Annotated in this window: 21 protein-coding genes; 11 read left to right on the top strand and 10 right to left on the bottom strand. The window is 33.6% G+C overall.

Features of this window, described 5'->3' with window-relative positions:
• Positions 1-42 precede the first annotated feature (42 nt).
• Together OZP09_RS19175 and OZP09_RS19170 are read right to left on the bottom strand one after the other, a co-directional pair.
• Positions 43-2,502, bottom strand: coding sequence for a YfhO family protein (locus OZP09_RS19175; RefSeq protein ID WP_281309836.1), 2,460 nt, complete (start codon positions 2,500-2,502; stop codon positions 43-45).
• A gap of 51 nt (positions 2,503-2,553) precedes the next feature.
• Positions 2,554-2,841, bottom strand: coding sequence for a DUF4834 family protein (locus OZP09_RS19170; RefSeq protein ID WP_223681614.1), 288 nt, complete (start codon positions 2,839-2,841; stop codon positions 2,554-2,556).
• Positions 2,842-2,964: 123 nt separating this feature from the next.
• Here OZP09_RS19170 and OZP09_RS19165 point away from each other — a divergent pair, with 123 nt between their 5' ends.
• Both OZP09_RS19165 and OZP09_RS19160 read left to right on the top strand, forming a co-directional pair.
• Positions 2,965-4,005 (top strand): transporter, encoded by a 1,041-nt coding sequence (locus OZP09_RS19165; RefSeq protein WP_269235238.1) that lies wholly within the window; start codon positions 2,965-2,967, stop codon positions 4,003-4,005.
• Positions 4,006-4,052: 47 nt separating this feature from the next.
• Positions 4,053-5,183, top strand: a complete 1,131-nt coding sequence (locus OZP09_RS19160) for a GTP cyclohydrolase (protein ID WP_269235237.1) — start codon at positions 4,053-4,055, stop codon at positions 5,181-5,183.
• A gap of 78 nt (positions 5,184-5,261) precedes the next feature.
• On the opposite strand, the gene yidC is transcribed toward OZP09_RS19160, so the two are convergent.
• The 7 genes from yidC to guaA all read right to left on the bottom strand — a co-directional run bounded on the left by yidC (position 5,262) and on the right by guaA (position 15,404).
• Positions 5,262-7,175: a membrane protein insertase YidC gene (gene yidC, locus OZP09_RS19155; protein ID WP_281309835.1), complete on the bottom strand. Its 1,914-nt coding sequence runs from the start codon at positions 7,173-7,175 to the stop codon at positions 5,262-5,264.
• Between the two features lie 77 nt (positions 7,176-7,252).
• On the bottom strand, positions 7,253-8,866 hold the full coding sequence (gene pyrG / locus OZP09_RS19150; RefSeq protein WP_269235236.1) for a CTP synthase: 1,614 nt from the start codon (positions 8,864-8,866) through the stop codon (positions 7,253-7,255).
• Between the two features lie 174 nt (positions 8,867-9,040).
• The gene (locus tag OZP09_RS19145) at positions 9,041-9,274 is read right to left on the bottom strand and encodes a DUF3820 family protein (protein ID WP_223681620.1); all 234 of its coding nucleotides are present in this window, start codon (positions 9,272-9,274) and stop codon (positions 9,041-9,043) included.
• Positions 9,275-9,346: 72 nt separating this feature from the next.
• Positions 9,347-9,748: an OsmC family protein gene (locus OZP09_RS19140; RefSeq protein WP_281309834.1), complete on the bottom strand. Its 402-nt coding sequence runs from the start codon at positions 9,746-9,748 to the stop codon at positions 9,347-9,349.
• Positions 9,748-11,802 (bottom strand): PBP1 and LysM peptidoglycan-binding domain-containing protein, encoded by a 2,055-nt coding sequence (locus tag OZP09_RS19135; RefSeq protein ID WP_281309833.1) that lies wholly within the window; start codon positions 11,800-11,802, stop codon positions 9,748-9,750. Before OZP09_RS19135 ends, OZP09_RS19140 begins: the two co-directional genes overlap by 1 nt.
• 95 nt (positions 11,803-11,897) lie before the next feature.
• Complete coding sequence (locus OZP09_RS19130; RefSeq protein ID WP_269235233.1) at positions 11,898-13,811, bottom strand: lytic transglycosylase; 1,914 nt, start codon at positions 13,809-13,811, stop codon at positions 11,898-11,900.
• A 63-nt stretch (positions 13,812-13,874) separates the two neighbouring features.
• Positions 13,875-15,404, bottom strand: coding sequence for a glutamine-hydrolyzing GMP synthase (gene guaA, locus OZP09_RS19125; RefSeq protein WP_281309832.1), 1,530 nt, complete (start codon positions 15,402-15,404; stop codon positions 13,875-13,877).
• A gap of 197 nt (positions 15,405-15,601) precedes the next feature.
• On the opposite strand from guaA, the gene OZP09_RS19120 reads away from it, so the two are divergent.
• Positions 15,602-16,129, top strand: a complete 528-nt coding sequence (locus OZP09_RS19120) for a hypothetical protein (RefSeq protein WP_269235232.1) — start codon at positions 15,602-15,604, stop codon at positions 16,127-16,129.
• Positions 16,130-16,247: 118 nt separating this feature from the next.
• Here the strand turns inward: OZP09_RS19120 and OZP09_RS19115 are convergent, their stop codons facing one another.
• Positions 16,248-16,961 carry a hypothetical protein gene (locus OZP09_RS19115; protein WP_269235231.1) on the bottom strand — a complete coding sequence of 238 codons (714 nt, stop codon included), beginning with the start codon at positions 16,959-16,961 and terminating at the stop codon, positions 16,248-16,250.
• 317 nt (positions 16,962-17,278) lie between these two features.
• On the opposite strand from OZP09_RS19115, the gene OZP09_RS19110 reads away from it, so the two are divergent.
• From OZP09_RS19110 to OZP09_RS19075, 8 genes are all read left to right on the top strand, one after another.
• The gene (locus OZP09_RS19110) at positions 17,279-18,196 is read left to right on the top strand and encodes a J domain-containing protein (protein ID WP_269235230.1); all 918 of its coding nucleotides are present in this window, start codon (positions 17,279-17,281) and stop codon (positions 18,194-18,196) included.
• Positions 18,189-18,494 carry a chaperone modulator CbpM gene (locus OZP09_RS19105; RefSeq protein WP_269235229.1) on the top strand — a complete coding sequence of 102 codons (306 nt, stop codon included), beginning with the start codon at positions 18,189-18,191 and terminating at the stop codon, positions 18,492-18,494. Before OZP09_RS19110 ends, OZP09_RS19105 begins: the two co-directional genes overlap by 8 nt.
• 163 nt (positions 18,495-18,657) lie before the next feature.
• Positions 18,658-19,044, top strand: a complete 387-nt coding sequence (locus tag OZP09_RS19100) for a RidA family protein (protein ID WP_269235228.1) — start codon at positions 18,658-18,660, stop codon at positions 19,042-19,044.
• Between the two features lie 77 nt (positions 19,045-19,121).
• Positions 19,122-20,390, top strand: a complete 1,269-nt coding sequence (locus OZP09_RS19095) for a voltage-gated chloride channel family protein (protein WP_281309831.1) — start codon at positions 19,122-19,124, stop codon at positions 20,388-20,390.
• A gap of 82 nt (positions 20,391-20,472) precedes the next feature.
• Positions 20,473-21,480, top strand: a complete 1,008-nt coding sequence (locus OZP09_RS19090) for a DHH family phosphoesterase (RefSeq protein ID WP_269235227.1) — start codon at positions 20,473-20,475, stop codon at positions 21,478-21,480.
• 1 nt (position 21,481) lies between these two features.
• Entirely contained in the window at positions 21,482-22,147 is a 666-nt protein-coding gene (gldI, locus tag OZP09_RS19085) for a gliding motility-associated peptidyl-prolyl isomerase GldI (RefSeq protein WP_281309830.1), read from the top strand.
• A gap of 15 nt (positions 22,148-22,162) precedes the next feature.
• The gene (locus tag OZP09_RS19080; RefSeq protein ID WP_281309829.1) at positions 22,163-23,239 is read left to right on the top strand and encodes a peptidylprolyl isomerase; all 1,077 of its coding nucleotides are present in this window, start codon (positions 22,163-22,165) and stop codon (positions 23,237-23,239) included.
• Between the two features lie 31 nt (positions 23,240-23,270).
• Positions 23,271-24,407, top strand: coding sequence for a peptidylprolyl isomerase (locus tag OZP09_RS19075; protein ID WP_269235226.1), 1,137 nt, complete (start codon positions 23,271-23,273; stop codon positions 24,405-24,407).
• Positions 24,408-24,429: the final 22 nt, after the last annotated feature.

Raw genomic sequence — 24,429 nt, 5'->3', positions numbered from 1 at the left:
AGATTTACAAAATCCCCACTAAGGAGCACAAAGATTATTAAATTATTTTTGAGTATCTCCGTGATTACTTTGCGAATCTTTGCGAAAGAATTTTTCAAAATAAATTCCTCCAATCAAAAGCAGCATCATTCCTATTGAGCTTGCAAGGGTAATAGTACTTCCGGTTTTAATTACCTGAGGCTCAAATTTAAATTCGATTGTATGCTTTCCGCCTGGAATTTCCATAGCTCTTAAAACATAATCTACTGGAAAATGATCTGTTAACTGACCATCGATGTAAGCATTCCAGCCGTTTTTATAATACATTTCAGAGAAAACAGCCAATCCGTCTTTTCCGTTATCCGACTGGTATTTAATATAATTTGGTTTGTATTGCACCACTTTGATTGTTCCTGTCGTATCCCATTGTTTTTTTAAACGGGCACTTCTAAATTTTCCCTCGTGTTCATGTACATTGAAAACTGCTACTTTTTTAGTATCAATATGATCTAATGCTTTCATGACATCGTCTGGCTTATTGACAAGTTTTACTGTGCTGACAAACCATGCGTTTCCATTTGTATTTGGGTTTATTGTTGGGAATTCTTTTCCTTCTTTATCAGTCTGGATAATGTACTTTACATTTAACATATCCAAAACTTCCATATTATTTTTTGCGATCTGATAATCGAATAATTGCTGGATTCTTCTTGGCTTTGCAGCATGATATCCCCCTAATGAATTATGGAAATAAGAAGCACGGGCACTTGACATATTTCCGCTTACTTCAAAAACCCTGTAATGGGTCGTATCCTTTAAAATTTGTGCATCAGACGGCGTTTCCTGAAATGGTGCAGCAATTTCTACCGGACTTACAAAATCTTTCGCAGAAACATATTTTTTATCTACAAAGAACAAATCAAAAATCATCAAAAGTCCTACAATAATCAGAGTGGTATTTTGAGACAGTTTATTTTTAATAAATAGCCATAAAATTCCAAAAGTCACGATAATAAAAAATCCGGAACGCAATAAATCAGCTGAATACAAAGTCATTCTGTCTTCTTTCAAAGCTTCAACAAAACCAGGACCATAACTTTCTAAGAAATAATTATCACTGCTTCCGGTAAAGTGGAAAAAGCCTTTTGCAATTACCAAAATTAAAATTACGCCAATACCAAAAACACCTGTTTGTATCAGGGCTTTTTGCAGCAGTTTTGGTTCATCTTTTGCTTTAAAAAACGACTGGATTCCCATTACAGCCAATACAGGAAAACATAATTCGAGAATCACCTGAATAGAAGAAACAGCTCTAAACTTATCATACATCGGAACGTAATCAATAAAGAAGTCGGTTAATAGTGAAAAGTTTTTTCCCCAGGAAAGGACTAGAGAGAACAATGCGCCTGCAAGAAATACATATTTTATCTTTCTATCATCAACAAATAGGGCTAAAACAGCCAAAAAGAAAACCACAACGCCAATATAGGCAGGTGCAGCAACTATAGGCTGATCTCCCCAGTAAGTAGGCATCCCTGATACAAAATCCTGAGCCTGTGTGGATGGAACTCCCTGTTCGATCATAAATGAATACATACGGCTGTCTGTCCCTACATTTTCATGATTAGAACCTCCAAAAAGTCTAGGTGCAATAAGATTAAAACTTTCAGCTATTCCATAACTATATTCTGTAATATATTCACGGCTTAAGGCATTTTCATTGGTCTTTTTAGACCCATCCGGATTGAAAGTCAGTTCGCTGTTGCTTCGTGTACTGAATTTAGCATACTCACTTGTTGCCATTAAATTTGTAGCATTTGCTCCAATAGCAAAAATTCCCGCAATAGCTAAAACCCCGACTGCAATTCCAAGTTCTTTGAATTGTTTTTCTTTAATGAAATTAAAAGTAAAATATCCGGAAAGAATCAACAAGAAAATCAATAGGTAATAAGTCATCTGAAAGTGATTTGCATTTACTTCCAATGCAACGGCGAACATTGTAAGCAAACCTCCCCAGATATATTTTTTTTGAAATACCAGTATAAAACCGGCAATAACTAATGGCATATAGGCAATTGCATGGGCTTTTGCATTATGTCCAACACCGAGAATTATAATTAAATAAGTTGAAAAACCAAAGGCAATTGCACCAATAAATGCTTTTAACGGATCTGTCTTTAAAACCAGAAGCAAACCGTAAAAACCTAAAAAGTATAAAAATAAATAATCAGCAGGACGCGGTAAAAAACGCAAAACATCATCTAGTTTACCCACAAAATCATTTGGATAATTTGCTCCTAACTGATATGTTGGCATTCCTCCAAAAGCAGAATTGGTCCAATAGGGTTCAGCGTGTTCGGCAGCCCTAAAGTCATTTTGCTCTTTTGCCATTCCTGTATATTGAGCAATATCAGACTGAAAAATTTGTTTTCCCTGAAGGACAGGATAAAAATAAATTAACGAAACGAGAATAAAGCCCAGAATTACAAGGGCGTGCGGATAGAACTTATTTACTATTTTCAATTTTGGGTGGTTTGGTTAAATGATGAATCCTGATTATTACAGGATACAAACTTAATCTATTTCTTCGTAATCAACATAATCGCCTACTTTTTTGGTCTCCCGAGGCTTTTTTGCATTAGCAGTGTTGATGATTATCTCATCATTATTGTTGTTTCTGGCTCTTTGCCATGAATTATCCTGACTATATTGCTGTTGCCTTTGAAAATTTTCCCCTGCTTTTTCTACCGCCTTTTTCACCAATACAGGTAAAAATATTTTAGCCAGAAATTTAAAAATATAATAAAAAGCTATTACCCACATTATGGTTTTAAGGAAACCTGAAAATGATGCTTCTTGCATAATCGTATAATTTTTTTCAAAATTAATAAAACCATCGTTCAAAATTAAAATATCAATCTTAAATAAATAATAAAATATAGTACATTTGAAAACGTTATTACTTTTTAATCAAAAAATACATATATGTTAAAAATTAAAAACTTTTTAATAGCTTGCCTATTTTTATTATTCCCACAATACTTTTTTGCTCAATATACAGATGTTATAAACTCTAATCGCCCAGGCGAAACTATGTCTGCTTTCTCAGTTGGAAAGTCTGTCATTCAGGCTGAAGCTGGTTTTTACGGAATATATGAAAAACATGATACACAAAATTACGAAGCTTCTGGTTTTGGCACTGATTTTACACTACGTTGGGGCCTTTTTCTCGAAGAACTTGAATTCATAGCTGACATTCAATATCAAAATGAAAAATTTACAACTCCGGCAACCCGTTTTAAGAAAAGTAATCTAAGGCAGACTTATTTAGGGGCTAAATACTTAATTTATGATCCATACAAAAATTACAAAGAAGACATCAACATTTATAGTTATTCAAATAAAAAATTTAGGTGGCGTCAATTGATTCCGGCAGTTTCGATCTTTGCGGGTGCTAATATTGTATTAAAGAACAATCCATATGCTTACAATTCTAATATACTCAATTATTATTCAACTGAATCCGGCGTTTCCCCAAAATTAATGTTAGCTACCCAACACCATTTTGGTGCCAAATGGGTATTAGTATCTAACCTCATTGCTGACTATATCGGCACTGACAATTCAGGATACGGCTATATAATAACCTTAACAAGAGGCTTTAACAAAAAATGGTCTGGTTTTGTAGAAAATCAGGGGTACAAAAGTGATTTATACAGTGATGCAATCTTTAGAGGAGGTGCAGCTTACTTATTGTCACGAAACGTTCAAATTGATGCTTCTGTAAGCAAAAATTTAAAAAACACTCCTTCATTACTTTATGGCGGAATTGGTTTTTCTATCCGATACGATGACATGCACAAAGAAGAGTTAACAAGGGTAGGTAAAATAAAAAAACCTAAAAATAAAAACAAAAAGGACAAAATGTCTAAAGAAGAGCTAGAAGCACAGGATAAGACAGATCCGAAAGAAGACTATCAGGAAAAAGAGCGTAAAAGAAAGGCAAAATATGAGAAAAAGCCTTAATTTCCCCTTAAATACTTTTAATTTCTGAAATAATAAAAAACAAGTTAATGATTACAATTAAAGAAGCTAAAACAAAAAAGGAATTAACAGAATACATCAAATTTCCTTTTTCCCTATATAAGAATAATCCATATTGGGTGCCACCTATTATTGCAGATGAATTAGAATCATTTGACAAAACAAAAAACCCTGCTTTTGAAAATGCCGAGGCTTACTTTTACATGGCTTATAAAGATGATAAAGTTGTTGGAAGAATTACAGCTATTATTAATTGGGCAGAAGTAAATAATCAGCATAAAAAGAAAGTACGCTTTGGATGGTTTGATGTTATTGATGACATTGAAGTTACTAAAGCCTTACTGGAAAAAGTGTATGAATTAGGTAAACAGAATAATCTGGAACATATAGAAGGCCCAATGGGTTTTTCAAATTTAGACAAAGTTGGGGTTTTAACAGAAGGCTTTGACCAGGTCGGAACAATGATTACCTGGTACAATCATGCTTACTATGTTTCACATTTTGAGCAATTACGCTTTCAGGTTGAAAAACAATATATAGAAAGCATTTTCCCTTTCTCAAATGTTAAACCAGAATTTTTCCAAAAAGCACAAGAACTCATTAAAAAGAGATATGGCTTAAGAGCGTTAACTTTTACAAAGACAAAAGACATTATGCCCCATGTGGACAAAATGTTTGATTTATTTAATGAATCCTATGAAAAATTAGCTTCATTTGTTGCGATATCTGATGTCCAGAAAGAGTATTTTAAAAAGAAATATATTAGTTTTATCAATCCTGAATATATTAAGTTTGTGGTAGACAAAGATGATAATTTAATAGCATTCAGTATTGTAATGCCAAGTTTTACTGAAGCTTTACAAAAAATAAGAGGAAAGCTCTTTCCATTTGGTTTTCTTCATTTATTAAGGGCAAAAAAACACAGTAAGGACGTTGTTTTTTACCTTATCGGAATCCATCCTGAATATCAAAACAAAGGCGTTACGGCGATTATCTTTGACGAATATTATAAAACCTTCTCAGAAAAAGGCATCCGTAACTGCATCAGAACACCCGAATTACTTGAAAATAATGCCATCCACCTTTTGTGGAAGAATTTTAATCCAACAATTCATTGTCAAAGAAAAACCTATAGAAAAGACTTGTCTCAATGGGAATAAATTAACATCAAAATTTTATGTAAAAAAGGTCGAAATTAAAAATTCGACCTTTTTTATTGCAATAATTATTGCGAAACATTATTTCTTTTTGTTTTGAGCTTTTTTAGCTGCTTCCTGCTGCTCCATTACTTCCTGAAGACGCTGTTGGAATTTACTTGGCTTTTTAGGTTCTCTTTGTTTATTTTCCTGAATTTGAGCGTGGATTTTTTCGCTGTCTACAATGTAGTTTTTAATTACAAACATAATTCCGATTGTAATCAAGTTGGAAATAAAGTTATACAAACTCAATCCTGCGCCATAACTATTGAAGAAAATCAACATCATTAGTGGCGAAACGTAAATCATGATTTTCATCATTTTTGCCATGTCCGGCATTCCTTCTTGCTGCGGAGCTGCCATCTGCTGATCTCCTGAGGTCATTTTCATGTAGAAGAAAATAGCTATTGCTGCCAAAATCGGGAACAAACTGATATGATCCCCATATAAAGGAATATGAAATGGTAATTTTAAAACAGAGTCAAAAGATGATAAATCATCAGCCCAAAGGAAACCTTTTTGTCTTAACTCAAAAGCAGAAGGAAAGAACTGAAATGATGCATACATAAAAGGAAGCTGAATCAATGCCGGAATACAACCTGCCATTGGATTTACTCCTGCTTTATTGTACAATTTCATTGTCTCCTGCTGTTTCTTCATTGGATCTTTTTTGTATTTCTCTCCCAATTCAGTAATATCAGGTCTTAAAACCTTCATTTTTGCCTGCGACAAGAATGATTTATATGTAATTGGCGACATTGCCAATTTAATTATAATGGTAAAGATGATAATTGCAATTCCTAATGACAATCCAATTGTTGAACTTAAGAATCCAAACAATGGAATAAAAATCCATTTATTAATCCAGCCAAAAATCCCCCATCCTAAAGGAATGATTTTCTCAAAGTTTTTATCATATGATTTTAAAACTTTATAATCAGCCGGTCCAAAATACCAGCTCATTTTGTAATCAATTTCACCGTTTGTGAAAGCCAGAGGAACATTTGCTTTGAACTGTTTTGTATAAACAGTATCTATTTTTTCGTCTTTTACTAAATTTTGAGAAACTAATTTTGATTTTTCAAAAGAAGTATTAGTCTGCAAAATTGAAGTGAAAAAATGTTGCTTAAATGCAATATAATCAACTTTTTCAGGAGTTTCTTCTTTATTATCTCCCTGCCCTACATAGCTTTCTTTTCCATCTTCATAATTATAGTAAATCTCTGCATAACGATTTTCGTAAGAAATACTTTTTTCGTTTCTATAGGTCTTTAAATCCCATTGCAAATCAACTGGTTTGGAAGAATTCAAAACTTTATTCAACCCTTGGGAACGAACATCAAAACCAACTAAATAATCATTTGGTTTTAGTATATATTTATATTCAAGGAATTCATTAGCACCTGCTTTCAAACGCATCGATAAAATTTGATCTGCACCAATTTTAGTCAGCGTAGGTTCAAAAAATAAATCTTTAGAATTCAAAGTTCTGTTGTCTGTCGTTTGTAACTGAATATTGAGATTAGAATTATTATCCTTAATTAATTCAACTAACTGACCTGATCCTTTTTTGAATTTTTCAAATCCTTTTAAAGTTGCTTCAACAATATAACCACCTTTATTAGCGATTTTAAGTTTTATCTTTTCGTTTTCAATCGTAGTAAAAGACTCTTTTGCAGAAGGAAGTGTTGCAGAATAAGCAAAACCACCTAATGTTTTTTGCAATTGCGCCAATTGAATTGTATCTCCGGGAGTTGTAGCCACAGCCGGTAGCGCTGCAGTTTTTGCTTTATCAGCTTTTGCCTGAGCTTCTTGTTTAGCTACTAATTCTTTTTTGGCTTTTTCAGCAGCAATTTCTTTTTCAGAAGGCTGATTCTGATACATAATCCAAATCAAAATTCCGAATATCAGTACAAAACCAATTATTGAATTAAGGTCTAATTTTTTTTCTTCCATTATTTTTAAAAAAGTGATTCGTTTGAGGTTATTAGTTATCCGTTTAATTTAAAAGTTACACCTCTTAGAATGAATTATTATTTTTTATGTGCATTTACAGCAGCAGCTACAAAGTTTACGAAAATTGGATGTGGGTTCGCAACCGTACTTTTATATTCCGGGTGGTATTGAACGCCAATAAAAAATGGATGGTTTTCCAATTCCACAATTTCTACTAAACCAGTATCAGGATTAACCCCGGAAGCAATCAAACCTGCTTTTACCAATTCGTCTTTATACTTATTGTTGAATTCATAACGGTGACGGTGACGCTCAGAAATCATTTTTTCGCCATAAATTCTGTGTGCCAGAGTATTTGGTTTGATTTCACATTTCCAGGCTCCAAGTCGCATCGTCCCACCTTTATCTGTAACTGTTTTTTGATCTTCCATCAAATTTACTACCGGATGTTTTGTTTTATCATTCATCTCAGTAGAATTCGCTTCAGCGTAACCTAAGATATTTCTGGAATATTCGATAACAGACATCTGCATTCCTAAACAAATTCCAAAAAACGGAATATTATTTTCACGTGCATAACGAACTGCTTCAATTTTACCTTCAATCCCTCTTTCGCCAAATCCCGGAGCGACTAAAACTCCGTCTAATGGACCTAATTTCTCAGCCACATTATCAATATTAATATGTTCTGAGTGAATAGAAATTACATTTACTTTTGTTTCATTTGCAGCACCAGCATGTATGAACGCCTCCAAAATAGATTTGTAACAATCCTGCATTTCTACATATTTCCCAATCAAACCGATATTTACAGTTTGTTTTGGTGTTTTTAATCTTCGTAAAAAAGTATTCCATGTTTTTAAATCCGGAGCAGCTTTTTTAGGTAAATCTAATTTCTTTAAAGCAACAACATCTAATCCCTCTTCAAGCATTAAATTTGGGACTTCATATATTGTTGAAGCATCAATTGACTGAATAACCGCTTCTTTTTTAACATTACAGAATAAAGCCAGTTTTTGACGCAATTCCTGAGATAATTCATGCTCAGTTCTGCAAACTAAAATATCTGCTTTAATACCGCTCTCCATTAACGTTTTAACAGAGTGCTGTGTTGGCTTTGTTTTTAATTCACCCGCAGCAGCCAAAAATGGAACCAACGTCAAGTGAATCACAATTCCGTTGTTTTCACCTAACTCCCAAACCAATTGACGAACAGATTCTATGTAAGGTAAAGATTCAATATCACCTACAGTTCCGCCAATTTCAGTAATTACAATATCATAATCGCCTGATTTACCAAGCAACTGCATTCTGTCTTTAATTTCGTTTGTGATATGAGGAACAACCTGAACCGTTTTTCCTAAAAACTCCCCTCTTCTTTCTTTTTCAATAACTGAAAGATAAACTCTACCTGTGGTTACGTTATTAGCCTGAGAAGTAGGAACGTTTAGGAAACGCTCGTAATGCCCTAAGTCTAAGTCTGTTTCAGCTCCATCATCTGTCACATAACATTCTCCGTGTTCATAAGGATTCAATGTTCCCGGATCCACGTTAATATAGGGGTCAAATTTCTGGATAGTAGTACGATATCCTCTTCCTTGTAACAATTTTGCCAAAGATGCCGCAATAATTCCTTTTCCTAATGAAGAGGTCACACCTCCTGTAACAAAAATATATTTTGTTTGATTCATTCTGTAATTGTTTGTATTGTAGTTGTGTAAAAAACTTGGCAAAAGTACAAATTAAATTAGACAATTTCTCTATTCAGGATTGAGATAATTTTGCAAATTTTTAAACAGAACGATTACTTGTTTTTGTAATTGACAATTTTAAGTTTTAATTAGGAATATTTTTGAAGAATGTATTTAAACCGGCTTTGGATATTGTTTTTTAATAGTACGGATGAGCTCCTCAAGACCATTTAGCTTTAACTCATAAATAAGCTGAAGCTGCTGTCCCAACTCTCCTTTCGGAAAACCTTTATTATGATACCATACCACATAATATTCAGGTAAATCAATTAAAAAACGGCCTTCGTATTTGCCGAATGGCATTTTAGTATGGGCTAATTTTATAAGTTGTTTTTTATCTTGTTCCATTTTTAAAAAGAAAAAGAAGCAAGAAAAAAGAATATCTCTTTCCTGCTTCTTTAAATGCTGTAATTGTATTTTTTATTTCCAGTTGAAAGTAACTTTTTTTTCAATATCCGGGTGAAGACTCAAAAATACCGGACATGTCATTGCAGCACGTTCTAAGATTGTTTTGCTTTTTTCATCAGCATTACTTATCAGTTCAAAAACAATTTCAATAGCACCAATTCTTCTTGGTTCAGCATTCATTATTTTAGTTACATCGGCAGTTGAATCAACTAAATCTACATTTAAATCACGGGCTTTGATTCCCATAATAGTGAACATGCAGCTTGCTAAAGCATTTGCCACAGTATCTGTTGGAGAAAACGCCTCTCCTTTTCCGTTATTATCTAATGGTGCATCCGAGATGATTTCGCTTCCCGATTGTACATGTATTGATTTTGTTCTTAAATCGCCTAAATAGGTTACTTTGGATGTCATTAATTTGCTACTTTTAAAGTTAAATCTGAATCGTAATATAAAATGTAAACACCTTTATTTGCGTGTCCGCCATCTTCTTTTTTATAATATTGAAATTTATTATCAACCTGCTCAGTTGTCATTAAATCTGCTGTTTCCTGATATGTTTTCCCCTGAACCAGACGCATCATGGTATCAAAAGTTACATCAAATCCACGTGTTGCATACGTATTTGGATTTACTTTATTTTTCAGCCTGTATTCCTTTTCAAAAATTAAAACCCTTGATTCGTCGCTTTCGCGGGAAACTGACGGATACATCAATTTTAATTTTACCAGATTTTCAAAATAGATTTCATCAGTATCTAAAGTACTGTTTGGCTCTAAAATCACCAACTGTATCTGACATGTTTTTTGTGCTTCAATCAGAGCTTTAATCGTATATTTTACCATGGCTGTATTGGCAGTCTCCATTACAACATAATTCATTTTATTCGGCATTAATAAACTTTTCAGACTGGCTACATCCAAACCTCCTGTTTCCGTTAAGGAGGCAAAGGCAACTCCTTTTTGGTTTTGTTTGATATAATTTATAACTGATTCCTTTTTCTTATCAACTACAGCTACAATATTACCATTTTTAGAACGCATATAATCAAAAACTGTATTTCTGACCACATCAGTTGTTGGTATTGACTGATACAAGTTATCAATTGGGTTCGCAGCATCTTTCGACAAAGGCGAAATCACAGGTACATTATGCAGACGCAGTGTATTAGCTGTGGTTTCTGCATTAGTTTGATAAAATGGACCTATAATTGCATCGGCATCCTGCAATTTATTTTGCGTAATCAGACTCGGAATATTCGAAGTACTTTTTGTCTCCTGTGAATCATAAATTGAAATATCAATTGGGAGTTTCAAAGTTTTTGCCGAATCAATTGCCATCATTGCCCCTGAATAAAAATCCAGCGTCATATTTAAAAACTTATCCGTTTTTACACGATTAGCAAATCCTACAGTATCATTTTGAATTTTAGCTATATTAAAAGGCAATAACAAAACCAGCTTTTTGCGTTCATTCTGCCCCCTCTTTTTGCTTAATTCTACTACTTCTGGGTCAGCAGATTTTACCTTTTCAAGAATTTGAATTCCGCCTTTATTTTCTGTTGGCTTTTCTGTCTCTTGTCTTGGTTCTTCTTTTACAATTGGAACAGGAGCTAAATAACCTGACGGAACTTTAATCACCATACCTTCTTTTACACCTTCCGAAAGAGATGGATTTAATTCCGTTAACTCCTCCTGGGTGAGATGAAATATTCTTCCTAAACTGTAAAACGTTTCTTTAGGCTTTACCTGATACTCCATATAAGTAGTTACTTTTTTTGAAGGCTCAGCAGGTTTTACAGCATTTGCGACTGAAGCTGTCGTTTCTGATTTTGGAGCTATTCCTTTTATAGTTAATCTGTATCCAATAGGCAAATTCGAAACAATTTCAGGATTGCGTTTTTCTAAATCTTCAATAGTGGTGTTGTATTTTTTTGCAATAGAAAATTTAGTTTCTTTTGCCACAACATCATGGTAAACATATTTTTCAGTTCCTTTATCTTTTGCTTTTTTATCCAATGATGAAGCACTTTTTGAAGCAAAACCTTTTGCCGGAATTACCAATTTCTGACCAATCTGAACACCTGACTTTTCCAAAAACGGATTCGCAGCTTTCAAATCTTCTTCAGAAACACCATATTTTTTTCCGATACTGAAAAAAGTTTCCTTTGGTTGTACTTCATGAACAACTTCTTTAGTATTTCCGTTCTTTTTAACGGAATTTTCATCTTTTTTGACAGATGCTGTTTTTCCGCTGCTATTCGGAATCAATAAAACCGTGTTCGGTTTCAAAGAAGTTCTCGCATCAGGATTTAATTCATAAATATCATAAGGAGTAACCTTAAATTTTTGCGCAATCTGATTGATTGTTTCTCCTGCTGAAACAGTGTATTTAATCACTTTTCCCTGAGAAAAAGCAGAACACGTCATAAAAAAAACAATAGAAAATACGGTGAAAAAATATTTCATAAATAGATATTAAAAACAATTATTCTTTATGTGAACAAGATACTAAATTCTGCTTAAAACAAAAATCAGACCGAAAGTTAATTCTTTACTAATTATTACCTGAGATCAATTTCTGCCTTAGCAATAATGATATTTTTATATAACTCATCTTCTTCCTTTTTCTTGCATTGATACAGCACTTCTTCCATATTATCGTATTTATCAGAATAAACATAATAAGAAAGGCTGTTAATATTAAAGAAAAAACTCGCATTAAAATCTCCTGAATCAATGAGTTTCATGATAAATTGATCTCTTGGGGCAGCATCTGTAAATGTACCTAAAACCAAATAATATCCATTTGAAACTTCTTTAAGATTATCAAAAACTTCAATTTTTATATTTTTCTCGTTTTTAAATGGATTTTCCTTGAGTTCCTTTTTCATTTCTTGCAGAGAAATTATTTTTGAAACTTCAGCTAAATCCGATTTTTTTTGATTTTTAATTGCTTCATCCTGATATTTTTTTAGTTTTATCAAAGCCAGTTTATCATCAAATTTTCTGGCTTCCATACTGTAATAAGAAGCTTTACTGATATGACGTTTTACTTCAATTTTTTTCTGAATATCAAGTGAATCAATTTTTGCAATTAAAAGCTGATTTTTTATATCTCCCTGTTCCTGTTCAATTTTATAGCGTTTGATTTCTTCTAATGAAAGTCGCTGCTGTATTGAGGTAGCATTGTTCTTTTTTTCGCTTTCGCGGATTTTTTTCTTATACTCCTGATTTTCCTCAACAGCTATTTTTTCAACTTTATTCATTAAATCAGCGTATAATTTTCGGTTTTCAGCTAATTCCTTTTTAAGCCCCGAAGAAAGCTCAGTCGTTTTACCAATACTCTCATACGATTGTTTTTCTAATCGTTTTGATTCATCCACATTCAGAATATCCATCCTTTTTAATTCAACTAAATCATTATTCATCGTATTGACCAATGAATCTAATTTTGCCATTAAAATATCCTGCACATTTTTATTTGCCTCTAAAACCAATCGCAGTTTTTCAACCGAATTTTCTTTAGAACCATTCAGATCATTCAGATTCATTTTCAGATCATTAATTTTTATAATCTTCTGATTCATTTCTTTCTGAACAACCAATCTGTCTTTTAAATCATCAATTTCAGCCATTTTAACTTTGGTTTTTTCAACCACAACTTGTTTTTCAGCAAGAGCCAGCATCAGTTCTTCGCTTTCATTAGCTGGTTTAATTGCTGTAGTATTGATAGCTAATTTATTCCCAACAACCAGTCCGTTTACGATTTCAGGATTTTGGGATTCGAGTTGATCAATTGAAATACCGTATTTTTTAGAAATGGAAAATTTAGTTTCTTTCGGCTCAACCACATGAAAAACAGTTTCCTGATTAATGACACGAACCCTTCCGTCGAGCGTTTTTCTTTTGCTCGGAATCGCAATCGTCTGACCAATTTGTAATCCGTTTAGGAGTAAATCTTTATTTAAGTTTTCAAGATCCTGAACCGAAACATTGTATTGTCTGGCAATACTAAACAATGATTCTTTAGCAAGAACCTGATGTTTTACTTTAGAAGATGTGGTAATTTCAGTTTTTGAAGCGTTAGAAGCATTATTAGGAATTATTAATTCCTGACCTATCTGAAGTCCGCTGACAAGAATTGGATTAGCATTTTGAAGTGCTTCTGCAGAAACATTATATTTTTTTGACAAACCGTACAATGTTTCTTTTTCACCAACAATATGAACAGTCTGCTGGTCCTGATTTATTTTTTGCAGAGAATGAACGGGAATCTTAATAATTTGATTGTCTTTGATTCCGTTTTGCGATTCGGGGTTGAGTTTGTAAATTTCATCTACAGAAACCTTATATTTTTGGGCAATAAAATAAGCCGTTTCCCCTTTTTGAATTTTGTGTTCAATAATCGAATCTTGCGCAGTTATTTTGTTAAAAGACAAAATAAACGCAAGAGAAATCGTTAAAAGTTCTCTCATAAATAGTAGGTTATAAAAAATTAAGGCCTTACAAATGTAAGACCTTAATTTTAAATTATGCTATTATTCCCACTCAATTGTTGCAGGTGGTTTTGAACTAATATCGTAAACAACGCGATTCACGCCTTTTACCTTGTTGATAATGTCGTTTGACACTTTCATCAGGAAATCGTAAGGTAAATGAACCCAGTCAGCTGTCATACCATCTGTTGATTCAACAGCTCTAAGGGCTACTACTTTTTCGTAAGTACGCTCATCACCCATCACACCAACACTATTTACCGGAAGAAGGATTGCTCCTGCCTGCCAGACTTTATCATAAAGTCCCCATGATTTTAATCCTTCGATGAAAACAGCATCAACATCCTGTAAAATCTGAACTTTCTCAGGAGTAATGTCTCCTAATATTCTAATTGATAATCCAGGTCCCGGGAAAGGATGTCTTCCTAATAATTCCGGATCAATTCCTAATGTAGCGCCTACTCGTCGTACTTCATCTTTGAAAAGCATTCTAAGCGGTTCTACAATTTTTAATTTCATATAATCCGGCAATCCCCCAACATTATGGTGCGATTTAATTGTCGCAGATGGTCCTTTTACAGAAACCGACTCGATTACGTCTGGGTAAATAGTTCCCTGTGCCAGCCATTTTACGTCTTCCAATAAGTGTGATTCATCATCAAAAACTTCAATAAACACACGACCAATTGTCTTACGTTTGGTTTCAGGATCACTAATTCCGGCTAATTCGCCAAGGAAACGATCTCCTGCATCAACACCTTTTACATTTAACCCCATGCCTTTGTATTGATCTAATACACTTTGGAATTCATTTTTACGTAAAAGTCCGTTGTTAACAAAAATGCAGTATAAATTTTGCCCAATTGCCTTGTTTAATAAAACCGCTGCTACTGTAGAATCAACTCCGCCAGATAAACCAAGAACCACTTTATCATTCCCTAGTTTTTCTTTCAACTCTGCTACCATTTCTTCTACGAAAGCATTTGGTGTAAAGTTTTGAGGAACTTCAGCAATTTTTACTAAAAAGTTCTCCAGCATTTTTGATCCATCTGTGGAATGGAAAACTTCCGGATGGTACTGAATTGCATAAGTAGTTTCGCCTTCAATTTTGTAAGCTGCGAATTCTACGTCATGCGTGCTTGCTAATTTTACAGCATTTGCCGGAAGCGCTTTGATACTATCGCTATGACTCATCCAAACCTGGCTGTTTTCTGAAACTCCCTCAAAGAAAGTTTCATTGTCTTTTATATAAGATAAATTCGCCCTGCCATATTCTCTTGTATTAGATGCTGCTACTTCACCACCACTAAAGTGTGCTAAATATTGTGCACCGTAACAAACTGCAAGCATTGGAAGTTTACCTCTTATTTGCGATAAATCAGGATGTGGAGCATCTTCTGCACGAACAGAAAAAGGGCTTCCTCCTAAAATTACTGCTTTATAAGGTGATAAATCACTAGGAAAGTGATTGTAAGGAAAAATTTCGCAGAATATATTTAATTCGCGAACTCTACGCGCAATAAGCTGAGTATATTGCGATCCGAAATCTAAAATAAGTACGTTGTGTTGCATGCGCAAAAATACTTTTTATATTCGAAATTGAAAAATTGATTTTTATTTTTTTTTCTTTCTTAAACACATACACCTAATTTACTAATAGTCTGAGGCATTATCTTTAAAATGAATAAAAAAATTAGGATTTTAAAAAAAAAGGCAAATCCAAACTTTTAGCAATTTCGTATCTACAGACAAACCAATTAATATTGAATATGAAATCAAAACTTATTGCTTTGACAGTTTGCCTGTCGATTTTTTTAACTTCATGTGATGCCATTGATGATTTATTAACTTTCAATATTTCGAATGAAGCCTCAATCAAAATCAAAAGTACCTCACCAATCAATTTGCCATCGGAAATTATTACGCCTGAAGTAACTACAAATTCTTCTTCCGAATTTGAAAATAACAAAACTAAAGCAAACTTAGTAAAAGATGTTAAACTTAGATCTTTGAAATTATCAATTTCTGATCCAACAGATAAAACATTCACATTTTTAAAATCAATACATTTATATATCTCTACAACTGATACTAACGAAATAGAACTAGCCTATCAGGATAACATTAATGTATCAACAAATGAAATTGACTTGATTTGTACTGATAAAAGGTTAGATCAATACATCAAAGCAAATAGTTACAAAATCAGAACAAAAGTTACATTAAAAGAAACCTTAACAAAGGATGCAACAATTAAAGCCGATATGAAATTCAGGGTTACTGCTGATCCTTTTTAAGCTGAAGTGCTGAAATCCGGAAACACTAAGTTTTCTTTATAGTTAAATAATTAAAGGTTCTAAGACTAAAGTTTTCACTTAGCATCTTAGAACCTTATTATCTTAGTTTCTAAAAAAATTACTCTTTAGTTGCAATAATTGTAGCTTTAAACCCGGCTGCAAGATTGTTCCAGTAATCATTCGTAATTAATGTCCCTTTATCATCAAAAACCTGAATCTCGGCAGTATTCCCTCCTAAAGACCCTATATTTAATGCTTCAAAATCCAGCTTATTAAAACCGTTTGCAAGCATTATTTTTACTTGTTTGAAATTACTTTCCAGAAATAATTGGCTTTGGATAACCTGATCATTAGAAGAAATTTTAACCAAATCCCCATCGATGGCTCCAAAATCCCTTAATTTCACAATAAAATAAGCAGATTTAGTCTTTATTTCACCTAAAGAAATATTTTTCTTAACAAGTTCTCCCCTTCCTTCTTTTAATCCCGCTTCTCTCAAAGCTTTATCGAGATCCTTTTCCATTTTAGGAATATAACGATCTCCAGGATTAGCAAATTTATTCTCTGTTGACATCGAAAAATTGCTTTTTTCTTCTCCTATAGTAAATCTGGATTTTGGAGTTATACTGATATTATCAAAAATGTTTGGAGTCTTGATACTTGGAATATCGGTATTTTGTGACTCTGGATTCTTAACTTCAGGAGCAGGAAGTTTTTTAGGTTTAGCATCAAACTTTGGAGCAGGGATAGATTTATAACCCGAATTAAATTCTCCCTGTGCAGAAACTGTCAGTGCTGTAAAAAACAATATGAAAAATAAAATATGCTTCATTGAAAAAGTGGTTATCGAATCGGCTTTAAAATTTTATAAAATCAAAAATCTTATATCGCAAAAATAGCATAATTTAATTTGCAGGTACAACTTTATGACTTTTATAACACTCTGTTAAGCTAATTTTTGGAATCAAAAAACCTGCCACTTTAGTGTTATTTCATAAAAAAAAATTTCACTCAAAAAAGTCAAATTTCAAAACTGATTCGGAAAACCTAATCATTTTACTGCTTTAAAAGAGCCATCATCATTTTGATAATTAACAACTTATTCTTAACTTAATTATCTAAATTTATACATCTCAAAAATTCAGAAAAATGGATTATATCGACTATTATAAAACATTAGGAATAACGAAATCAGCAACCGAGGCTGATATAAAAAAAGCTTACAGAAAACTGGCAAGGAAACACCATCCCGATTTGAATCCGAATGATAAAGAAGCTGAGAAAAAATTCAAAGAAATAAATGAAGCCAATGAAGTTTTAGGCAATCCTGAAAATCGTAAAAAATATGATAAGTATGGAAAAGACTGGCAGCATGCAGATGAATTTGAAAAAGCCGGCTATAATCCGAATCAACAGCAATATTCCGGACGCCAGCAGGCCAGTCAGGACTTTTCAGGTTTTGGCGGGAGTAATTTCTCTGAAAATGATTTTTCAGATTTTTTCAATTCAATGTATGGCTCAGGAAGAAGCTCCGGAAGACAGTCAAAATACCGCGGTCAGGATTTTAATGCCGAATTACAATTAGATCTGGCGTCTGCATATACAACTCACAAACAAAATTTAACTGTAAATGGTAAAAATATCCGAATCACAATTCCTGCCGGTGTAGAAAATGGTCAAATCATAAAAATACCGGGACATGGTGGTTTAGGAGCAAACGGAGGACCTAATGGCGACTTGTATATTACTTTTTTGATTGAAAACAATTCTGATTTTAAACGCGAAGGCAATAATCTTTATGCCGATGTAGATCTTGATTTATATACTGCCATTTTAGGAGGTGAGATTAATATCAAAACTTTTGATGGAAAAGTAAAAATAAAAGTCCCGGCAGAAACACAAACGGGAACAAAAGTGAAGCTAAAAGGAAAAGGATTCCCTGTGTATAAAAAGGAAAGTCAGTTTGGTGATTTATTCATTACTTATAAATTAAAAATACCAACCCAATTATCCGAAAGGGAAAAAGAATTATTTCAGGAATTATCTAAAATAAGAAATCATGAGTAACAAAAATTTAATTCATATCCAACAATTTTGTCTGTATCACGAAATTGAAAATACTTTTATAACAGAGCTGAACAATTATGGTCTTGTTGAAATTATTGTTTTAGATGAAGATGAATATCTGCACCCTGAACAGTTACCTACGGTAGAGAAAATGATCAGGCTGCATTATGATCTTAAAATAAATCTTGAAGGAATTGATGCCATAGCGCATTTATTAAACAAGATTGAGGTTTTGCAGCAAAACCTGAATGCTGCTCAAAACAGACTCCGGCTTTTTGAACAACATCAAATCGAATAGCTATATATTCGTCACTTAAATATCACAAAAAAGAACGAATTACAGCATGATTTCAAATAATTTTTATCCCTTTTTGACGGCATATTTTATAAATTGCAACGCAATTTAATTAACCTGAATTCGTTTTAAAATTTATAAAAACAAATTCATAAAACAGAAGATAATGAAAAGAGAAAACATCTTAACAGGATCACCGTGGGAAGACAAAATGGGATATTGTCGTGCCGTAAGAATTGGCAATATTATTGAAGTTTCCGGCACTGTGGCTATTGTTGATGGCGAAAAAGTGAAAGCTGATGATGCTTATGCACAAACTTATAATATTCTGGAACGTATTGAAAAAGTATTAGAAGATTTGAATGTTGGAATGAAAGACGTTATCAGGACCCGAATTTTCACAACTGATATTGCTACTTTTGAAGATGTTGCCAGAGCGCATGCCGTTTTTTTCAAAGATGTTAAACCAACTACCGGTTTTTATGAAATCAGCAAATTGGTTGCACCTGAATATTTAGTTGAAATTGAATTTACAGCTGTAGTACAGGAATAATTTTTTTTTGCCACGAATTTCATCACAGACTTTTAAAATTCATTTTAATTGGTGAAATTCGTGGCAAATCTTTTTAAATGAACTTTCAAAAACCAAAAGAAGCACTTCTGACAATTTTAAAATGGATTTTCATTTGTGTTTTAATTGGCTGCTTTTCAGGATCTGCATCAGCTTTTTTCTTAGTTTCACTAGAATTTGTTACACAATTTAGAATTCAACACCAGTGGATTATCTGGCTGTTGCCTTTAGGCGGATTATTAGTTGGATTCAGTTATTACTATTGGGGCGAATCTGTTGTAAAAGGCAATAACTTGCTATTAGAGGAATATGAAAAACCTCAGAAAGTAATTCCGCTTAAAATGGCTCCTTTAGTACTTTTAGGAACGTTACTTACTCACTTATTTGGCGGATCTGCCGGACGTGAAGGAACTGCTGTACAAATGGGCGGTGCTATCGCCGATCAATTCACAAAACTTTTCAAATTAAATCATTCCGAAAGAAAAATTCTGATTATTCTTGGAATCAGTGCAGGTTTTGCATCCGTTTTCGGAACACCTTTAGCAGGCGCTATCTTTGCGCTCGAAGTTTTATATTTCAGTAAAATAAATTTTAAAAGTATCGTTTTGTCATTTTTAGTGGCATATATTGCTTATTTTACTGTTGAATTTTGGCAGGTAAAACATACACATTATAGTATTCCGGTTGTTCCAGAATTTAATCTCACTACATTATTTTACACGATTATTATTGGAATACTATCCGGATTAGCTGCTTTGCTTTTTTCCAGAAATGTTCATTTTTGGAGTTCTTTTTTCTCAAAAAAAATAAAATTTCCGCCATTAAGACCTTTTATGGGAGGAATCATTTTAGCCATTGCCATTGCTGGTTTCGGACTCACAAAATTCTCAGGGTTAGGTGTTCCGGTAATTGTAGATTCGTTTTCAAATGCTAATCCGTGGTATGATTTTTTACTTAAAATATTGTTTACCGGATTCACTTTGGGTGCCGGTTTTAAAGGTGGCGAAGTAACACCTTTATTTTTTGTGGGTGCTACTTTAGGAAGCGCATTGTCCATTATTATCCCAATGCCAATTGCGATTTTGGCTGGTCTGGGGTTTGTAGCCGTATTTTCAGGTGCTACGCACACCCCAATTGCCTGCACTATTATGGGAATGGAATTATTTGGATTTCAGCCAGGGATATTTATTGCTATAGCCTGTACAGTTGCTTATTTTTCTTCGGGTTCTGTTGGTATTTATAAGTCTCAAATTGTAAAAGGTGCCAAATATAAGTTGTATCAAAAGATAAATTTCAAATCAAAAAAATCGAAATTTCAAAACTTCTAACTCCTGACTCATAATTTGTAAAAGTGTGTTAATCTATAAAATGATTTCAGCATTACATTAAAAAAATGTAAATTCGCACACTATGAAAATACAAGATATTCAGGCAATACAATTGTTGCTTGCTGCCCCAAAGAAAATTGCAATAATTCCGCACAGAGGACCAGATGGCGACGCTATGGGTTCTACCTTGGCACTATACCATTTTTTATTAAAAAACAATCATCAGCCAACGGTGATTGCTCCAAATGATTTTCCTGATTTCTTAGCGTGGCTACCGGGTTCTGAAACTGTACAAATATTTGAAAAAGACACTCAAAACTGTACGAAAATATTAGAAGAGGCTGAGCTGATTTTTACACTTGATTTTAATGCTTTTCATCGTACGGGTGAAATGGAACATACTTTAGCCAGACTGACAGCTCCTTTCATCATGATCGACCATCATGAAAAGCCACATGATTATGCAGCTTACACCTATTCTGATACTTCTTTTGGTTCAACTTGTGAAATGATTTATAATTTCATTTTATTTTTAAACAAAAAAGAAGACATAGACAAAACTATTGCAACCTGCATTTATACCGGAATATTAACTGATTCAGGTTCCTTTCGCTTTCCTAAAACAACAGGAAACACGCATCGTATAGTAGCAGAATTGATTGATTTAGGAGCAGATAATACCGAAATACCCGTTTTATTATTTGATAATAGTTCGTACAGTCGCCTACAACTGCTGGGACGAGCCTTGCAGAATATGAAAATTCTATCGGCACATAAAACTTCTTATACATCCCTGACTCAGGAAGAATTGGATTCTTTTAATTATGTAAAAGGTGATACAGAAGGAATTGTAAATTATGGATTAAGCATAAAAGATATTGTTTTTACGGCTATTTTCATCGAAAATAAAGAAGAGAACATTATTAAAATATCTTTTCGTTCACAAGGCGGATTCGATGTAAATCAGTTTGCAAGAGATCATTTTAATGGTGGCGGACATATCAATGCTGCCGGCGGAAGATCAGAAGTTTCAATGGAAGAAACCCTGAAAAAGTTTGAAGATTTAGTAACTAAACTAAAAATAGCCTAATATGAACTACTTAAAACGAAGCATTTATACCATGCTTTTTACTGTTTTATTCATTGGTTGTAAACATCACGAAGAAGCCCGAAGACCTATTTCCCAGGCTTCCGGTACCTTTATGAAAAAATCGGCCGACAGAAACAAAAAACTGGTTGCGAGTGAAGAGGATGTGATAAAAAAAATTATCAAAAACAATCCAAAAGTAAAATACTACGCCACCAGAAAAGGATATTGGCTAACTTATGACCAAAAAAATCTAACGGATACGCAAACCCCTAAAAAAGGAGATATTGCCTATTTTAATTTAGAAATAAAAGACATTGAGGGCAAAATTATCTATTCTGAAGCCGAACTTGGCCCGCAAACCTATTATGTAGATAAACAAGACATCATGATGGGATTGAGAGACGGAATCAAATTGATGCATAAAAACGAAACTGTAACTTTCCTGTTCCCATCCCATATTGCGTATGGATATCACGGAGACAACAAAAAAATCGGAACCAATCAGTCGTTAATCTGCACAGTCACGCTACGCAATTTCGTTCCGGATCCTAATGCAACAGGAACTATCGCTAGAGACTCCACAAGACAAACTACAACGAAACAAACTCCAAAACCTATAGCAGCAAAACCATCGGCTGCAGCTAAAAAAGACACATTAAACCCATAAAACAACATTTTAAAAATGAAAAAGAGTATTTTACTATTACTATTAGCCGTTACTTCATTTTACTCCTGTAAAAACGAAAACAGCAATTTACCTGATGGTTTATATGCTGATATTGAAACGAACAAAGGGCATATTATAGTTGCATTAGATTATAAAAAAGCACCTGTAACTGTTGCTAATTTTATAACCTTAGCAGAAGGAAAGAATGAATTTGTAACGAAAGATTACCTGAAAAAAAAGCCTTTTTTTGATGGATTGAAATTTCACAGGGTTATTGAAAATTTCATGATTCAGACCGGAGATCCGGAAGGAACAGGCTCTGGAGATACGGGTTATAAATTTAAAGATGAATTCTCAGATCTAAAATTTGATAAACCTGGTGTTCTGGCAATGGCTAACAACGGTCCGGGAACAAACAGCAGCCAATTCTTCATTACACATGTAGAAACTCCATGGCTAGACAATAAACATACTATTTTTGGACATGTTGTTGATGCAAAAGATCAGGAGGTAGTCAATAAGATTCTTCAGGACGATACTGTTGTTTCTGTAACTATTATCAGAAATGGTGAAGATGCCAAAAAGTTTGACGCAGTAAAAGTATTCCATGATTATTTTTCAGAAATTGCAAAAGAGCAAAGTAAATATGCCGGAGTTCAAAAAGAAAAAGCAGCATCGTTGAACGCTTTAAAAGCAAAAACTACAAAAACAAATAGTGGCTTACAATATGTGATTACTGAAAAGGGATCAGGCAAAAAACCAGCTGCAGGTACGCAAGTTTACATTAGTTACTCAGGTTTTTTAGAAGATGGTACTTTATTTGATTCCAGTTCTCCTGAGATTTCAAAAACATTTGGAAAATTTATTCAGGCAAAAGCCGATGCAAACGGATATCAGCCAATACCTTTTACGGCCGGAAACAAACAAGGCTTGATTCCTGGATTTATTGAAGGAATTGAGCAGCTTTCTTTTGGCGATAAAGCCGTTATTTTTATTCCGTCACATCTCGCATATGGCGAAACCGGAGCAGGTGGTGTTATTCCGCCAAATGCTAATATTATTTTCGAAATTCAATTATTAGAAAAGCCATAATAACACTTAAAAACACATAATTTTAAATATAATGAAATTTAAATTTTTATTTCTATTTTGCCTTACAATACTTAATATTGAAGCGCAAACCACTAAAAAACCTGCAGCAAAATCAAAAGCACCTGCAACAAAAACACAGGCAAAAGTAACTCCGAAGGAAAATCCTAACGAAGGTATTTTTGCTACAATTTCAACAACAAAAGGTGATATTGTTTTAACTCTGGAATATGTAAAAGCGCCTGTAACGGTTGCCAATTTTATTTCTTTGGCTGAAGGTAAAAATCCTAATGTTAAAGTGGAAAAACTGAAAGGAAAACCATTTTATGACGGATTAAAATTCCACAGAGTAATCAATGATTTCATGATACAGGGAGGTGATCCTGACGGTAACGGCTCAGGAGGCCCTGGATATTCTTTTAAAGATGAATTCGTTAAAGAATTAATATTTGATAAAGGTGGTATTTTGGCAATGGCCAACTCCGGTCCGGCGACTAATGGAAGCCAGTTTTTCATCACACACAAAGAAACTCCGTGGTTAAACGGAAAACACACTATTTTTGGCCATGTAGTTTCAGGAATGGACAATGTGAATAAAATTGTTCAGGATGATATCATGACAAAAATTACCATTACACGCAAAGGTGCTGCTGCCAAAAAATTTGATGCATTAAAAGTTATTGCTGATGATGCTAAAAAGGAAGAAGCTAAAAAAGGAGAAGCGCAAAAAGTAGTTAAAGAAAAAGCGGCTTATTTTGAAGCTATGAAAGCTAAAGCCACAACAACTGCTTCTGGTTTAAAATATGTAATTACACAAAAAGGAACTGGCGTAAAAGGTGCCGAAGGATCTACGATTTATTTTCATTACGCAGGATATTTTGAAGACGGAAATCTTTTTGACAGCAGTATGCCAAATGTAGAAAAAGCATACGGAAAATATAATCCTAACAGGGATGTACAGGGAGGTTATAAATCTTTTCCTTTTACTGTAGGAAAAAAAGACGGCATGATTCCTGGATTTATTGAAGCACTTGATATGATGACAGACGGAGACAAAGCCATCTTCTTTCTTCCTTCAAATTTAGCCTATGGAGAAAAAGGTGCCGGTGGAGTTATTCCGCCAAATGCAACTTTGATTTTTGAGATTGAAACCTCTGCTAAGCAGCAATAAAGATTTTTTCATACAAATACAA

Origin of the sequence: Flavobacterium flavigenum, from assembly GCF_027111255.2 — a bacterium.
Classification (GTDB): domain Bacteria; phylum Bacteroidota; class Bacteroidia; order Flavobacteriales; family Flavobacteriaceae; genus Flavobacterium; species Flavobacterium flavigenum.
Note: the sequence above shows the minus strand (reverse complement) of the source record. Positions and strands in the feature narration are given on the sequence as shown.

Bases quoted from the DNA above. Each gene is read 5' to 3' on its own strand.
- OZP09_RS19135 (WP_281309833.1), bottom strand. From the start codon at position 11,802: ATGAAATATTTTTTCACCGTATTTTCTATTGTTTTTTTTATGACGTGT.
- OZP09_RS19140 (WP_281309834.1), bottom strand. From the start codon at position 9,748: ATGACATCCAAAGTAACCTATTTAGGCGATTTAAGAACAAAATCAATA.
- yidC (WP_281309835.1), bottom strand. From the start codon at position 7,175: ATGGAAGAAAAAAAATTAGACCTTAATTCAATAATTGGTTTTGTACTG.
- OZP09_RS19105 (WP_269235229.1), top strand. From the start codon at position 18,189: ATGAGTAACAAAAATTTAATTCATATCCAACAATTTTGTCTGTATCAC.
- OZP09_RS19115 (WP_269235231.1), bottom strand. From the start codon at position 16,961: ATGAAGCATATTTTATTTTTCATATTGTTTTTTACAGCACTGACAGTT.
- OZP09_RS19145 (WP_223681620.1), bottom strand. From the start codon at position 9,274: ATGGAACAAGATAAAAAACAACTTATAAAATTAGCCCATACTAAAATG.
- pyrG (WP_269235236.1), bottom strand. From the start codon at position 8,866: ATGAATCAAACAAAATATATTTTTGTTACAGGAGGTGTGACCTCTTCA.
- OZP09_RS19120 (WP_269235232.1), top strand. From the start codon at position 15,602: ATGAAATCAAAACTTATTGCTTTGACAGTTTGCCTGTCGATTTTTTTA.
- OZP09_RS19075 (WP_269235226.1), top strand. From the start codon at position 23,271: ATGAAATTTAAATTTTTATTTCTATTTTGCCTTACAATACTTAATATT.
- gldI (WP_281309830.1), top strand. From the start codon at position 21,482: ATGAACTACTTAAAACGAAGCATTTATACCATGCTTTTTACTGTTTTA.
- OZP09_RS19110 (WP_269235230.1), top strand. From the start codon at position 17,279: ATGGATTATATCGACTATTATAAAACATTAGGAATAACGAAATCAGCA.
- OZP09_RS19160 (WP_269235237.1), top strand. From the start codon at position 4,053: ATGATTACAATTAAAGAAGCTAAAACAAAAAAGGAATTAACAGAATAC.
- OZP09_RS19100 (WP_269235228.1), top strand. From the start codon at position 18,658: ATGAAAAGAGAAAACATCTTAACAGGATCACCGTGGGAAGACAAAATG.
- guaA (WP_281309832.1), bottom strand. From the start codon at position 15,404: ATGCAACACAACGTACTTATTTTAGATTTCGGATCGCAATATACTCAG.
- OZP09_RS19130 (WP_269235233.1), bottom strand. From the start codon at position 13,811: ATGAGAGAACTTTTAACGATTTCTCTTGCGTTTATTTTGTCTTTTAAC.
- OZP09_RS19095 (WP_281309831.1), top strand. From the start codon at position 19,122: ATGAACTTTCAAAAACCAAAAGAAGCACTTCTGACAATTTTAAAATGG.
- OZP09_RS19170 (WP_223681614.1), bottom strand. From the start codon at position 2,841: ATGCAAGAAGCATCATTTTCAGGTTTCCTTAAAACCATAATGTGGGTA.
- OZP09_RS19080 (WP_281309829.1), top strand. From the start codon at position 22,163: ATGAAAAAGAGTATTTTACTATTACTATTAGCCGTTACTTCATTTTAC.
- OZP09_RS19090 (WP_269235227.1), top strand. From the start codon at position 20,473: ATGAAAATACAAGATATTCAGGCAATACAATTGTTGCTTGCTGCCCCA.
- OZP09_RS19165 (WP_269235238.1), top strand. From the start codon at position 2,965: ATGTTAAAAATTAAAAACTTTTTAATAGCTTGCCTATTTTTATTATTC.